This is a genomic window from Paenibacillus sp. EB106-06-01-XG199 (genome assembly GCF_058791575.1).
In genome coordinates this window covers 343,772-358,177 of the sequence record NZ_JBYTDQ010000004.1, presented here as the reverse complement: position 1 = coordinate 358,177, position 14,406 = coordinate 343,772, and the positions used below count along the sequence as shown (strand labels likewise).

The 14,406-nt window shown below is 50.9% G+C and carries 15 protein-coding genes; 13 read left to right on the top strand and 2 right to left on the bottom strand.

Annotated elements, in window-relative coordinates:
* Positions 1-2 precede the first annotated feature (2 nt).
* The 11 genes from AC3WT9_RS16720 (at position 3) to AC3WT9_RS16670 (ending at position 9,785) form a co-directional block, all read left to right on the top strand.
* Positions 3-1,250 (top strand): DUF58 domain-containing protein, encoded by a 1,248-nt coding sequence (locus AC3WT9_RS16720; protein WP_341090987.1) that lies wholly within the window; start codon positions 3-5, stop codon positions 1,248-1,250.
* Positions 1,247-3,481, top strand: coding sequence for a DUF4129 domain-containing transglutaminase family protein (locus tag AC3WT9_RS16715; RefSeq protein ID WP_341090988.1), 2,235 nt, complete (start codon positions 1,247-1,249; stop codon positions 3,479-3,481). Before AC3WT9_RS16720 ends, AC3WT9_RS16715 begins: the two co-directional genes overlap by 4 nt.
* Before the next feature lie 87 nt (positions 3,482-3,568).
* Positions 3,569-4,096, top strand: a complete 528-nt coding sequence (locus AC3WT9_RS16710) for a YqeG family HAD IIIA-type phosphatase (protein ID WP_038587886.1) — start codon at positions 3,569-3,571, stop codon at positions 4,094-4,096.
* On the top strand, positions 4,093-5,220 hold the full coding sequence (gene yqeH, locus AC3WT9_RS16705; protein WP_038587889.1) for a ribosome biogenesis GTPase YqeH: 1,128 nt from the start codon (positions 4,093-4,095) through the stop codon (positions 5,218-5,220). Before AC3WT9_RS16710 ends, yqeH begins: the two co-directional genes overlap by 4 nt.
* A 20-nt stretch (positions 5,221-5,240) precedes the next feature.
* Positions 5,241-6,131, top strand: coding sequence for a shikimate dehydrogenase (gene aroE, locus AC3WT9_RS16700; RefSeq protein ID WP_341377733.1), 891 nt, complete (start codon positions 5,241-5,243; stop codon positions 6,129-6,131).
* Positions 6,132-6,168: 37 nt separating this feature from the next.
* The gene (yhbY, locus tag AC3WT9_RS16695) at positions 6,169-6,462 is read left to right on the top strand and encodes a ribosome assembly RNA-binding protein YhbY (protein WP_038587894.1); all 294 of its coding nucleotides are present in this window, start codon (positions 6,169-6,171) and stop codon (positions 6,460-6,462) included.
* A 75-nt stretch (positions 6,463-6,537) separates the two neighbouring features.
* The gene (locus tag AC3WT9_RS16690; RefSeq protein WP_341090993.1) at positions 6,538-7,140 is read left to right on the top strand and encodes a nicotinate-nucleotide adenylyltransferase; all 603 of its coding nucleotides are present in this window, start codon (positions 6,538-6,540) and stop codon (positions 7,138-7,140) included.
* On the top strand, positions 7,112-7,687 hold the full coding sequence (gene yqeK, locus AC3WT9_RS16685) for a bis(5'-nucleosyl)-tetraphosphatase (symmetrical) YqeK (RefSeq protein ID WP_076110520.1): 576 nt from the start codon (positions 7,112-7,114) through the stop codon (positions 7,685-7,687). Before AC3WT9_RS16690 ends, yqeK begins: the two co-directional genes overlap by 29 nt.
* Positions 7,687-8,034 carry a ribosome silencing factor gene (rsfS, locus tag AC3WT9_RS16680; RefSeq protein WP_038587902.1) on the top strand — a complete coding sequence of 116 codons (348 nt, stop codon included), beginning with the start codon at positions 7,687-7,689 and terminating at the stop codon, positions 8,032-8,034. The genes yqeK and rsfS overlap by 1 nt, the downstream gene beginning before the upstream one ends.
* On the top strand, positions 8,031-8,963 hold the full coding sequence (locus AC3WT9_RS16675; protein WP_492407754.1) for a CvfB family protein: 933 nt from the start codon (positions 8,031-8,033) through the stop codon (positions 8,961-8,963). Before rsfS ends, AC3WT9_RS16675 begins: the two co-directional genes overlap by 4 nt.
* A 51-nt stretch (positions 8,964-9,014) precedes the next feature.
* Entirely contained in the window at positions 9,015-9,785 is a 771-nt protein-coding gene (locus tag AC3WT9_RS16670) for a class I SAM-dependent DNA methyltransferase (RefSeq protein ID WP_492407753.1), read from the top strand.
* 115 nt (positions 9,786-9,900) lie between these two features.
* Here the strand turns inward: AC3WT9_RS16670 and AC3WT9_RS16665 are convergent, their stop codons facing one another.
* Together AC3WT9_RS16665 and AC3WT9_RS16660 are read right to left on the bottom strand one after the other, a co-directional pair.
* A complete protein-coding gene (locus AC3WT9_RS16665) occupies positions 9,901-10,059 on the bottom strand; it encodes a hypothetical protein (RefSeq protein ID WP_038587909.1) in 159 nt (52 codons plus the stop codon).
* 141 nt (positions 10,060-10,200) lie between these two features.
* Complete coding sequence (locus AC3WT9_RS16660) at positions 10,201-11,157, bottom strand: ArsR/SmtB family transcription factor (RefSeq protein WP_341090997.1); 957 nt, start codon at positions 11,155-11,157, stop codon at positions 10,201-10,203.
* Between the two features lie 359 nt (positions 11,158-11,516).
* Between AC3WT9_RS16660 and arfA the strand changes: the two genes are divergently transcribed.
* Positions 11,517-13,034, top strand: coding sequence for an arabinosylfuranosidase ArfA (gene arfA, locus AC3WT9_RS16655; protein WP_492407752.1), 1,518 nt, complete (start codon positions 11,517-11,519; stop codon positions 13,032-13,034).
* A 100-nt stretch (positions 13,035-13,134) separates the two neighbouring features.
* On the top strand, positions 13,135-14,382 hold the full coding sequence (locus AC3WT9_RS16650) for an extracellular solute-binding protein (RefSeq protein WP_445744957.1): 1,248 nt from the start codon (positions 13,135-13,137) through the stop codon (positions 14,380-14,382).
* Positions 14,383-14,406 lie beyond the last annotated feature (24 nt).

Sequence of the window (14,406 nt, the reverse complement as noted above, 5' to 3'; positions counted from 1 at the left end):
TGATGAAAAGGTATTTGTCCGGAGCGGCAGCTGTCATTCAGCCGGGGAAATTCGCCGGCATCCTTGCGATCTGGGGCATCACGCTGCTCTACGTACTGTTTCAGGGCGGCAAAACATCATTCATGCTGTTTATAATGGTATCTGTACTAATGATATATCTGATGATAGGAGGCTTAGGCGGAGTACGGCGGGCCAAAGGCACGCGCAGCCTGTATTCCGAATTGGACAAGCCTGATCTGCTCTATGCGGGGGGCTTTCTGCGGGTAAAGCTGGACGTTACAATTCCAGGCTTTTTGCCTCTGCCGTATGTGGTGGTGAGAGAGATTCTGAAGCGCCATAACGGCGAATCCTGGGTATTTGAGGAGAGCATGGTTCCCAGCCTGAGAGGGCAGGGGGAGCTGCTGTTTCAGACGCCGGCACTGGAGCGCGGCCGCTATACGTTCGAAGGAACGGATATCCTGAGTGAGGATATCTTTGGCCTGGTGGAGCATAAGGGCACCTTTATGGCCGAAGGGCAATTCCGCGTACTGCCCCGTGCGGTATTCGTGCCGCGCTGGCAGCTTTATGAGCGGAAGTCACGGCTGGCGGGGCAGCAAGCCTCGCTGCTCCATTCCCGGAGAGAGACAACGCAGATCAACGGGGTCCGCGATTACGTCTATGGCGACCGGTTGACGCGAATCCACTGGAATGCAACCGCCAAGACGGGTAACTGGAAATCCAAGGAATTCGAGCATGAATCCGTACCCAAGACGATGATTGTGCTGGACGGCAGCGCCATGGTATATGCCGGCTCGAACCAGTTTGAGCTGGCGGTGTCCATTGCCGCCTCCCTGCTCGGCTTTGGGATCCGCGACCGGATCGGCATCGGTTTATGCTGTCTGGACAAGAACACCAAGATTTTCATGCCTGCCGAGGGCGCTGCGGAGCGGCAGAAGATGATCCAATATTTGATTGACATTAATGCGGAAGGCCGGGGGCCGCTGGTTCCCAGGCTGGACAAAGGACACCGTATGTTTCCCAAAGGTTCCTATCTGGTATTGATCAGTCCGCAGAGCGGACAGCCTGTACTGGATGTGATGCGCTGGGCGGAGAGCCGGGGAATGACGCCTTCCCATATTCATGTGCGCAATCCTGCAGCGGTCAACCGCGGCGTAGAATGGATGGATGTGCTGAAATCCCGCGGGGCAACCGGCTATAGCGTAAGTTCGCTTCAGGAGCTGCCCTCAGTGCTCGGAGGTGATAAAGTATGATGAGACGCTGGTGGAGCGGGATGAAGTCCTCATGGCATTACTCCTTCAGTCTGCTATGGCTGATGGTTATCGCCCTGCAGTGGCTCACTTATACAGAGCCCATCTGGCTGAAGGCGACCACTGCCGCCGTACTGCTGACCTTGGCTGCGGCGGGGGTTATTGAAATTCTTTTACCTGTTAAACGGGGATACCGGCTGATTCTTGAAGTTTGCGCCATGCTATATTTCGTGTACAGGGTAATTCTGCGCTACGAACTCTATGTTCCTGATCCCTGGCTGCCTTCGCTGCGCGACCGTCTGTCTGACATCGCCATAAATATGGTTCCATATCTATGGTTTGCTGCGGGTGCGCTGGCCTTGCTGCTCCTGTCATCGTGGTGGGTCTCCTCCAAGGCGCGGATTCTGCTGTTTATCACCACGAATATTGTAGCCTTTGCGGCACTGGATTCCTTCACTTCGGCCGTACTCTGGCAGGAGGTCGCCTGGACGGTGTTCGCGGGGATGGGCTGGCTTGTTACCCAGCATTTGAGAAGCTTTCAATTGCATTATCCCCGCGGCTGGACTTATCTGCTGAAATATCCTTTCAAGATCTTCATTAATATCGCCATCATTTTCTCCTTTGTCATTATTACAGGTGTGAACATGCCAGAGGTGCGGCCGACACTGACAGATCCTTATACCGCCTGGCATAAATGGAACGGCACCGGATTATCGGCAAGCTCCGGCACATCGGGAACAACAAATGCCGGAACCAGTGATGCTTCTGCAGGAAGGACTACTTCGGGTTATAGTATGAACGACGATAATCTGGGCGGGGGCTTTAACTATGATTATTCGCCAGTCATGACAGTGACCTCGGATATACGTTCCTACATGCGGGGGGAAACCCGCAGCGTATATTCCGGAAAAGGATGGAGTGATGACGACCGGCTTACACGCGGTCCGCTGTCCGGGGCAGCCGTAGGCAAAGAGCTGGACAGGGAACCCGGCTCCAAGGTGGAGACGCAGACCCTGCAGCAGACGGTAAAGCTGCTTGGGAACATTGATTATCCGGTATTGTTCGGAGCCTATTCCATTGCGAAGGTCGATTCCATAGACGGCAAGGAACAGAGCAGCCGCTTATTATGGAGAAGCACAGACAGTGAAATGCTGTGGGATACGGATGGGAACAGCGGAAACTATCCCCAGACTTATGTGCTTACTTCGGAGGTCCCAGTCGTATCCGTGCAGGAGCTGAGCAAACAGACCTTCGATCAGCTGTACACCGGCCAGAATAATACGCAATACCTGCAACTGCCCGACAATTTTCCAGAGCGGGTCACAGAGCTGGCAGAGACAATAACCGCAAGCGCGAAGACCCCTTATGACAAAATTGTGCTGCTCCAGCAATATCTGCAGCAAACCTATCCCTACTCGAATCAGCCGGATCTGTCACGCGGCAAAAGCAAGGATTTCGTGGAGAGTTTCCTGTTCGAGATTATGGAAGGCTACTGCGACTACTATTCCACCGCACTCGTGACCATGGCGCGTTCGCTGGATATTCCGGCACGCTGGGTCAAGGGATATGCACCCGGTGAACAGGCACAGCTGCCGGACAGTCTGGCCCAGCAGGGATTATCCAATAATAATTATACGATTACGAATGCCGATGCCCATTCCTGGGCGGAAATCTATTTCGGTGAATACGGCTGGATTCCGGTCGAAGCGACCCCGGGCTTTAATGTCCCTCTTCTGACACAGAGCGAAGAGCCTGAGAGTAAGGAAGATATACAGCCGGAAGAGGATAAACCTGAGCCTGAACAAGAGGTGGCAGATCCCGGCAAAGCCGGTGGAAGCCTTCATGTGGGCGTATGGGCCGTATCGGCCGCTGCGGCAGTGCTGCTGCTGTGGGGAGGTTATCTGCTCTGGCATTACCGCTTCAGTCTCCGGTTCCTGCTTGGGCGGCTGCGCAACGGCAAACCGTTGTCTCCGGTGCAGAAAGTTGTGGCTGAAACCGAGCGGTGGGTAAAGTATGCCCGCAGAAAGGGCATGCTTAAAGAAGAGCACGAAACGCTTCGTGAATCGGTGGCCCGCTGGAGCCGTGAACGTCCGGCAGCTGCAGAAAGTCTGGCGTCGCTGCTGCAAATGTTCGAGAAGGCGAAGTACAGCCCGGATGTTATAGAAGACAAAGATTGGCGCAGCGTGTATACTGAAGCTTTGCGGCTGCACAGTCTCTTGAAATCAGATAAATAAACGTGGCAGTCCTAACATCGTCGCAGATTCATTTGCGAAGCGCAAAGAGTATGATATAGTTTTTCGTATGAAATCGAGGTGAACGTATTGTTTGAAAGGTTGGTTCCAAAACTCCGGGTGAATACGGTATTTGATATTGGGCTGGAAGAGCTGTACAGCCGGGGATACCGTGGTATCATTACGGATCTGGATAACACGCTAGTCGGCGCCAAAGCGCCTCTGGCCACTCCGGAGCTGCTGTTATGGTTCGAGAAGGTGAAAGAGCTGGGCTTCAAGCTGATCATTGTGTCGAACAATAACATGGACCGGGTGTCACGCTTTGCAACGCCGCTTAATATTGAATTTGTACATCAGGCCCGCAAGCCGATCAATACGCCTTTCGTGAAGGCGATGAAGCTGATGGATCTGAAGCCGGAACAGACGATCGTAGTTGGCGATCAGATGCTTACGGATGTATTCGGCGGCAACCGGCTCGGCCTGTATACGGTACTGGTGCTGCCCATCTCCGTGAAGGATGAAGGTATTGGAACTAGAATTAACCGCCGGATCGAGCAGATTGCCCTGACACGGCTTCGCAAGCAAGGATTGTGGCATGAGGAGGATAAACCCCAATGAATCAACAGAATGAAACACAGCGCCCTGTAAAATGCAGCGGCTGCGGCATTAAGCTGCAGACCGAAAAGAAGGATCTCCCGGGTTATATTCCGGAGGTTGCATTTGAACGGGAACCGGTTATCTGCCAGCGCTGTTTCCGCATCAAAAACTATAATGAAGCTTCTTCGGTATCCGTCGACCAGGATGAATTTCTTCACCTGCTCAGCGGAGTGGGCGAGAAGAACGCGCTTGTTGTGCATATTGTCGATCTCTTCGATTTCGAAGGCAGCCTGATTTCCGGCCTGCAGCGTTTTGTCGGCAATAATCCGGTTATTCTTGCAGTGAACAAATGTGATTTGCTGCCCAAGGTAACGAACTGGAACAAGCTGCGTAACTGGATGCAGCAGCGCTGCAAGGAGCATGGACTGCGGACTGCGGAGATTATACTCTGCAGCGCGAAGCGCAATCAAGGGTTCGAACGTTTGCTGGAAGCAGTGAATGAGCTTCGCGGACAGCGTGATGTCTATGTCGTTGGGGCAACCAACGTAGGCAAATCCACGCTAATTAACCGGCTTATTTCCGATTACAGCGATCTCGAGCAGGAACTGACGACCTCGCGTTATCCGGGAACGACTCTCGATACGGTCAAAATCCCGCTGGATGACGGCCACTATATCATTGATACTCCGGGAATTGTATATCCTTGGCGGTACAGTGAACTGGTGGAGCGCAAGGACCTCGGTGCCGTTATGCCGGAAAATCCGCTCAAACCTGCGGTATATCAGCTGAATGAAGGCCAGACGCTGTTCTTCGGCGGTCTGGGGCGTTTTGATTTCATTCAGGGTGCCCGGCAATCCTTCACCTGCTTCATCAGCACTACGCTCAAGATTCACCGTACGAAGCTGGAACGTGCGGATTCCCTGTATCAGGATCACCGTGGTGTGATGCTGGCTCCACCGGTAACTGCCGACATGGACAAGCTGCCGCAGTGGCAGCGTCATGAATTCCGAATCAGCCGGGGCAGCCAGACCGATCTGTTCATCTCCGGCTTGGGCTGGATCAAGGTGAACGGAACCGAAGGTGCCGTTGTGGCCGTTCACGTTCCGCGCGGCGTGAAGGTGGTTACCCGCCCTTCGCTGATCTGACGAAGGGTGGGGGATTGCCTGTGACAAGTGCAAACGGAAATGACAGAAATACGGATCTGCTGCTGGGGGTTATGGGTGATCCGATTGCCCAGTCTAAATCCCCGATCATGCACGGGGCCGCGCTGAAAGCGCTGGGCATACAAGGGGCTTATGTCCCCTTGCATATTACCGGAGATCAGCTTGGCGATGCGGTGCAGGCCATCAAGATCCTCGGCTTTCGCGGAGTCAACGTAACCATACCGCATAAGGTTGCGGTGATGGAGTATCTGGACAAGCTGGATGAAAGTGCGGTTGCTGTAGGTGCAGTGAATACAATTGTCAATGACAACGGGGTACTTACCGGATTCAATACGGACGGCATCGGTTATGTCCGTTCGCTGAAGGCGGAAGCTGTTCCCGATCTGTCCGGAACCCGTATTCTGGTAATCGGTGCCGGGGGCGCGGCGAGAGGGATTGTCAGCGCTCTGCTGTCCGAAAAGCCATATTCGGTTAAGATCGCTAACCGTACTGCCGGGAAGGCCGGGGAACTGGCGGCATTATTCCAGGGCCGGGGCAAGGTTGCCGGAGTGGGCATGGATGAAATCACGGAAGCGGCTAAGGATGCGGATATTGTAATCAATACCACATCTGTTGGAATGTATCCTCATCCGGATGACCTGCCGATGGATCCCGGACTGCTGCGTGAAGGAATGGTCGTAAGTGATCTTATCTACAATCCGCTGCGTACCCGGCTGCTGCTCGAGGGCTTGAATCGGGGCTGCACAATCCATGGGGGGCTGGGAATGTTCGTATATCAGGGAGCCTATGCGCTGGAGTATTGGACAGGGAAGGCTGCACCCGTGGATATTATGCGGCAGACGATTATCGACTGCCTCGGCGGCAGTGCCAGTGAAATAGATCCGCAAGTTTAGGGTAATAATATATGTTAATTAAGGGGTTTGTTCATTTATGTTAACTGGAAAACAAAAACGCTATCTCCGCTCTTTGGCTCATCATCTTGACGCTGTCTTTCAGGTCGGCAAAGGCGGTGTGAACGACCACCTGGTCCGTCACATAGAAGAAGCTATTGAAAAACGCGAGCTGATGAAGATCAGCGTGCTTAACAATAATGCGGATGACCCGAAGGAAATCGGTGCTGCTCTGGCTGAGCAGTCCGGCTCCGAGCTGGTGCAGGTTATCGGCAAGACCATCGTTCTTTACAAAGAGTCACGCGACAACAAAACGATTGAGCTTCCACGCTAGGCAAGCTGCGCCTTGCGGCTGTCTTGCAGTCACATGGAGTCATTTCGCAGGAAGATAAGAGGAGGTAGGCCTCTCTTGAAAATTGGAATAATGGGAGGAACCTTTGATCCTCTTCACATAGGACATATGATGGCGGCGGAAGCTGCGAGGGACACCTATTTGCTGGAAGAGGTCTGGTTTATGCCTTCGCATATCCCGCCCCATAAGCATGAAGCCGGAGCTTCGGGTACAGACCGGCTGGCGATGGTGCAGTGTGCGGTCGAGGACAATGAGTCTTTCCGCACGCTGGATTGGGAAGTCCTCAGAGGCGGCGTTTCCTATACACTCGAGACCGTGCGCAGCTTGCAGCAGGAATACCCGGACCATGAGTTTTATTTCATCATTGGTGCGGATATGGTGCAATATTTGCCGAAATGGCAGGGGATTGAAGAACTTGTGCAGCGTCTGGCCTTTATCGGTGTGGGCCGTCCGGGCACTCCGCTGGATCTGGCAGCGCTGCCCGGCTATATCGCTGACAAGGTGCTGCTGGCGGACATGCCGCTGGTGGATATTTCGTCCACGATGCTCCGGGCGCGCTCCGCTGAAGGAAAATCAATCCGTTATATGGTACCGGACAAGGTTTTCGATTATGTGCAAAGGAGTGGATTGTATGGCCTACAGCCGGGAAGCGCTGATTGAAGCGGTCTCTTCGCAGATGCCAGATAAGCGCTGGCAGCATACCCTTGGCGTAATGGAATCCTCAGTGAAGCTGGCTGAGCGCTATGGAGCTGATCCTGCCCGTGCGGAGACAGCAGCGATTCTGCATGATGTAGCCAAATATTGGCCTGTGGAGAGAATGAAGGAAATTATAGAGCAGAATGGTCTGCCCTCCGAGCTGTTATCCTACGATAAGCAGCTGTGGCATGCGGAAGTGGGGGCATTTGTAGCGGAACGGGATTATGAAATTACCGATGCCGAAGTGCTGGGAGCCATACGCTATCATACTTCGGGCCGTGAAGGCATGAGCCTGCTCGAGAAGATTGTCTGTCTGGCCGATTATATCGAGCCCGGACGGGATTTTCCCGGTGTGGACGAAATACGCAGGCTTTCCAAAGTAAGTCTGGAGGAAGGGCTGATAGCCGGATTTGATTCGACGATCAGCCTGCTGCTGCAGAAACGCCGGATTGTGTTTCCGTTAACGGTGCTGGCGCGTAATGATCTAGTAAGAATACTGGAGGATAAATAATGAGTGTACAATCAAGCAAGCTGCTGGAACTGACTTTAAAAGCTGTGGAAGATAAAAAAGCGATGAATGTTGTTGCGTTGGATCTGCGCAATGTTTCCCCAATCAGTGATTATTTTGTGATCTGTCATGGTAATTCCGATACCCAGGTGCAAGCGATTGCCACCGAAGTACGCAAGGTTGTTCATGAAGCAGGCGGTATGATCCGCGGAATCGAAGGTATGGACGCGGCACGCTGGGTGCTGATGGATCTTGGTGATGTTGTTGTGCATGTGTTCCACCGCGATGAACGCGAATATTACAACATTGAGCGCCTGTGGTCTGACGCCAAGATTGTGGAGAACGTATGAGTCTGATTGCCGGAACTGTAGTTAAACTGGATGTACTCCGGGAAGTATCGCCTTACGGCTACTTCCTGGGTGCCGGTGATCAGGATGTTATGCTGCATTATACGGAGCTGGTTGGCAGCAAGCCCAAGTCGGGCGATAAAGTGGAAGTATTCATCTTCTTCGATACGGAAGACCGGCTTGCGGCAACAATGAAGAAGCCTTTTCTGACACTTGGTGAAATGGCACTGCTGGAAGTCGCGGATATTCATCCCCGTCTTGGCTGCTTTCTGGAAATGGGACTTGGACGCCAGCTTCTGCTGCCGATCCGCGAGCTTCCTGAACTGATCGAGCTGCGCCCTCAGGTTGGTGACAAAGTATTTGTTATGATGGAGCACGACAAACAGGGGCGTCTCCGCGCCAAGCTGGCCGGTGAACAGGAGCTTGCTCCGCTGGCGCTTCCTGCGCCAACCTCATGGATGGGGCAAATGGTAACCGCAAGAGTGTACAAGCCGCTGCAAATGGGCACCTTCGTGCTTGTGGACGGCGGAGTGTTGGGCTTCGGCATTATCGGAATGGTTCATTCCTCGGAACGCAGCCGTCTGCTGCGTCTGGGCGAGCAGTTTGAAGCCCGGGTCTCACATATCCGCGAGGATGGCCGGGTCAACCTTTCCATGACCCACCGCAAGGAAGTGGGACGTGATGTGGATTCCGCTGCCTTGCTGGACTTTCTGAATTCCCGCCCGGGCGGTGCCATGCCGTATTCGGATTCTACGCCTCCGGATATTATCAAGCAGCGCTTCGGCATCAGCAAGTCGGCCTTCAAACGGGCGATGGGCAAGCTGATGAAGGAAGGCCTTATTACCCAGAAGGAGAATTGGACCTACCTTGCAGGCAAGGAAGACACAGCTCCGGATGAGAATCAGGGCGATGAAGGAACAACGGAGAAATAAGCGGTTATGACAGTATTTGATTACAGGTAATTATAGAAAGCGGTGTGCGCAGTGTCTTCCTATGGGAAATTTGCATATGTATACGACGAGCTTATGGCCGATATGCCATATCCGGATTGGCTGGAGTTTGCGGAAACCGCCTGGAAGCTGCACGGAAAGCCGCTCACCGTGGCCGAACTCGGCTGCGGAACCGGCAGCATTACCATTCCGCTTGCCGCATCAGGGTATCATATGACGGGCATTGATCTCTCTTCTGACATGCTGTCTGTGGCGCAAAAGAAGCTGGAGGAGCATCCGCAGGGCCGCAGGTTCCTGCGGGAGGGCAGTGTGCGCTGGGTAAGGCAAAATATGAAGGAATGGGAGCTGCCGGAACCGGTGGAATCCGTTATTTCTTTCTGTGATTGCCTCAACTATGTGCTGGAAGAGCAGGACGTTCAAGCGGTTTTCGCCAGTACCTTTGCCGGTCTTAAGCCGGGAGGAACCTTTCTGTTTGACGTGCATCATCCCAATACATTGATCCGTTACGAGGAAGAGCAGCCCTTTTTCATGAATGAGCCCTCCATATCGTATATTTGGACCAGTGAGCTGGATGTGCCGCGGCGGGAAATTGAGCATCATCTGTCTATCTTTGTTCGTGAAGAGGAACGGGGTAATCTGTACCGCCGCTTTGAGGAGACTCATGTGCAGCGGGCTTATGATCCGGAGTGGATGACAGCGGAACTGCTGAAAGCCGGGTTCAGTGATGTGAAGACCTATGCCGACTTCGAATGGGTAGAGGCGGATGACAGTGCCCAGCGGCTGTTTTATGTAGCAGTGAAATAAACCATATGCTTATGTGGGTCCTTGCCCGGAGGGTGAGGGCCTTTTTGCGCTAAATCCGGTTGTTCCTATAAGGAACCGGCCCGTACATAAGCAAGGGCCGGCATCTTCCAACCTTTTACCGGTGCTCAAACAAATCGATCGCGCCTAAGACAATATGCGCCAGACCAAAGCCAAGCACGCCGGTTGCGGCCAGCTTGTATTTGCTTCCCAGAAAAGCTGCGCCGGAAGCGGAAACTACGGTACCAAGAACGGCAGGGATCAGACCTTCACGCATATGAAACACTCCTTCTCGGTGGTATGGGAGACATCGGTTAGTGTGGGTTAAGCCGATAACAATTATACAGGCAAAAAATGCTCACATAGACATAAAAAAAGACCATCTTCTGGCTAGCCGCCGGGGATGGTCCTTATGTGCTTACTCGCTTGTTGTCATGGAAACACAGCTGCCAACTTCTTCAACCTCATGTACATTATAAAGCACGCGGGCCATCAGATCCTGGCTGTAATTGCCGAAATGCTTGCCGTAAATGGTCAGTCCGCGTTTGTTGACCGGCTTGTCGGTAACGGCAATGCGGAAGGTCAGCTCGCTTTTGTAGTCCAGCTTAATATCATCAAGGGTAATATCCGAAATGCGGCAGCCGTCGATAAAGCTTCCTTCATTGTTAATCCGGATCAGCTTGAGCATCCCGTATTGATTCAGGTGAGGAGGCCACCAGTCTGGATTAAAGGTACCGCGCTGATCCCCGAAGTCTCCGGGACTGGTCCAGTAACCGATTTCGATGCCGTTTACATAAAAGTAGAGGTCTGAAGGATAGTTATCGCTGAAACCGGGGGCCTCTGAGCCAATTTCCATGGAGAACTGAATTTCACGGAAGGTCTGATTGGCCTTAAGATAGTTCGGAATGCGGTATTCCAGGAATCCTTCAGCCATCCAGATAATCTCCGAATCAATCCGTTGGGGATCTGCGAAATAGCGCGGCTCGTCGAAGTCACCGATAATGCTGTCCTTGGTGGCCAGCCCGCAGGTAGGAACAGCCTGATAGTTGCTGTAATGGCCAACCTGAATCTCAACTTCATACAGGTTGTCGACATCCTTGCTGCGGAGATCAACCATCAGCTTATCTTTATTAAGGTAACAGACTTTCTGAATGCCATGTTTGCCTACAGAAGTATTAATTTCGATCAGGCCGCTTTCTTCCAGCTTCTTGATATGCATCGTGATGGCGCCATTGCTGAGATTCAGCTTCTTGGCGATTTCATTCAGGTTAAGTGCTTGATTGGTGGCAAGCAGCTCAAGGATCTGGATGCGAATCTCGGAGCTCAGTGCCTTGAAAATATCAATGCCACTCATTAAATCTTTAATATAAATCATTGTACAATACCTTCCTCCGCGGACGTCATGAAAGACTATTTTATAAAATTATAAACTAATTGAGGTAAAAAGGAAAGACTTCTTCCTTTATTTGTGTAATACAATTAAATTTAAGTCATTTTTTAAGCTAATTAGTCCTTTGATTCACATATTCATAAAGGTACTTTAGTGATATAAGATGAAAAAGACCTATTATTTTCTGAAAGTAGCCTTTAATTGATTTTATTTTGGATACATATAAAAAGGTTTATACTTTTATGTTTACATGAGGGCTTATATATGTTATTTTATATCTGTAAGCGAATACATTCAAATGTTTTTTAATTAATTAATAAAAATGTGAAATGGAAGTGATGAGATTGTCGGCAGACACACTAAGAGCGACGCTTATCGCCGATAAGTCCTTTGTTATCGCTGAAGTGGATAAACGGATTTACGGCTCCTTTATTGAACATTTAGGCCGTGCAGTATATGGCGGAATTTATGAGCCTGGTCATCCCAGCTCCAATTCTCGTGGCTTCAGAGGTGATGTGAAATCACTGGTCAAGGAACTGGGTGTACCGATTATCCGTTATCCCGGAGGGAATTTTGTATCCGGCTACAATTGGGAAGATGGCGTAGGTCCTGTAGAACAGCGTCCGAAGCGGCTGGAGCTGGCCTGGAGAACTATTGAACCTAATGAGGTAGGTACGAATGAATTCATGAGCTGGGCCAAGGAAGTAGGCTCAGAGGTGATGATGGCTGTCAATTTGGGTACGAGAGGTATTGATGCCGCACGTAACTTGCTGGAGTACTGCAATCATCCCGGCGGAACCTACTGGAGTGATTTGCGCCGCAATCATGGTGTGGAGCAGCCGCATAAGATCAGAACCTGGTGCCTCGGCAATGAAATGGATGGACCCTGGCAGATCGGCCAGAAGACAGCTGTAGAATATGGCAGGCTGGCTTATGAAACCGGCAAGGCGATGCGCTTGATAGATCCGGATATTGAGCTGGTTTCCTGTGGAAGCTCAAGCTCAGCGATGCCGACCTTCCCGGAATGGGAAGCGGTAACTTTAGAACATACTTATGAAGTAGCCGATTATGTTTCCCTTCATCAATATTATGGGAACCGGGACAACGATTCTGCCAATTTCCTGGCACGCAGCATGGACCTGGAGCATTTCATCCGCACCGTAACGGCCACCTGTGATTACATCAAAGCCAAGAAGCGCAGCAAGAAAACGATGTATCTCAGTTTTGACGAATGGAATGTCTGGTACCACTCCAATGAGTCGGATACGAAGATTGAGCCTTGGACAGTAGGTCCGCCGCAGCTTGAGGATCATTATAATTTTGAAGATGCCCTGCTGATCGGCAGTATGCTTATTACCTTCCTCAGACATGCGGACCGTGTGAAGATGGCTTGTCTGGCACAGCTTGTAAATGTAATTGCACCCATTATGACAGAAGCGGGTGGAGCAGCCTGGAAGCAGACAATCTTCTATCCATACTTGCATACCTCCAAATACGGGCGCGGCGTTTCGCTTCAGCCGATTGTCAATTCGCCGAAATATGACGCTCAGGACTATACCGATGTTCCATATCTCGACAGTGCCCTTGTGTATAATGAGGAAGCCGATGAGCTAACGATCTTCGCCATTAACCGGCATTTGGAAGAAGCCCTGCATTTAAAATGCGATGTGCGCGGATTTGAGGGCTACCGGTTAATCGAGCATATTGAGCTCCATCATGAGGATCTGAAAGCGGTTAATACAGCCAAGGAAGAGCATGTGAAACCAAGACAAGCAACCGGAACCGAATGCAAGGATGGTTTTGTAGAGACTCTGCTGTCCAAGGCCTCATGGAATGTGATTCGTTTAGGCAAGGTGAACTGATTTGGGATTTTGGAGTTCCCTGACAGGCTACAAACTGAGTTCATTGTTTGCAAAAACATTTTTGTAGATGATTTACTAATTTAATTATTAGGAGGAGAAAGTGTTGAAGAAAAAGTGGGGTTTTTCGGCATTAGCACTTGTTCTATCATTATCGACGGTATTGGCAGGCTGCGGGAAGGATGATTCAAAGACAATAACCTTCTGGACGCCGCTGACCGGTGATGACGGTGCCTATATGGACCAGCTTGTTAAAGATTACAATGCTACCAATCCAGAGATAAAGGTGAAGCATGTAATTACCGCGGATATGTATACCAAAATTTCGACGGTTCTGAACTCCGGAAAAGGCGTGCCTGACTTGGCCATTATCCACGCTGACCGTGTACCGGGTTATGTGAAGCAAGGAACACTGGAGCCAATGACTGCAGTAACAGCAGCTCAGCCTGAAATTAAACAAGACAATTACCTGCCGCAAGCGTGGTCAACAGGTACAATAGATGGAACTCAATATACAGTGCCTCTCGATATTCACAGTAATGTTATGTACTACAATAAAGATTTGCTTAAGAAATATGGTGCGGAATCCTTCCTCGACGACAATGTGGTGACGATAGATGAAATGCTGTCGCTGAAAGGCAAATTGGCTGAAGGCGACTTTGTGGTCAACGATGCCCTGCTGGGCTGGGTTATCCTCGGGCAAGTTCAGAACCTTGGCGGAGATATCCAGGAGAACGGAAAACCTGCTGTAAACACACCGGTGATGAAGCAAGCTTTTGAAAATGTTAAAAAGATCAACGATGCCGGTCTGATGACACCGTTTGGTGAAGACGGATACCTGATGTTCCAATCGGGCAATGTATTGTTCTCCACAGACGGCACATGGAGCTCCACAGCGCATGCCGGAGTTGAAGGCCTTAATTTCGGAGTAACCAACGTATATTCCAACACGGCTGACAAGTTCACGAACAGATCCTCTTCGCACTTGTTCTCCATGTTCAAGAATAAAGACAGATCTGAAGAAAAGGTAGCCGGAATCGGTAATTTCCTGGAGTTCATCCGTCAGAATTCCATTGAATGGGCCAAAGCCGGACAGACCGTAGCAAGTAAAAAAGTTATTGAGAGCCCTGAGTATAAGGATTACATGCAGTCCTTCTTTACTTCGAATGAGAAAGAGATTGAATCCCTCTACATCTACACTTATGAATACTACCCATATATCGCAGAAGCAGTGGATACGTATTGCGGAGATATCGTCCGCGGCAATGTAGATATTGATGAAACTCTTCAGACCATGCAGAAATTTGTAGAAGATAAAATCGCTGAAGGCACAAGCGGAGCAGCGAAGTAACAAAAGGAAGCGGAAATGAATGCA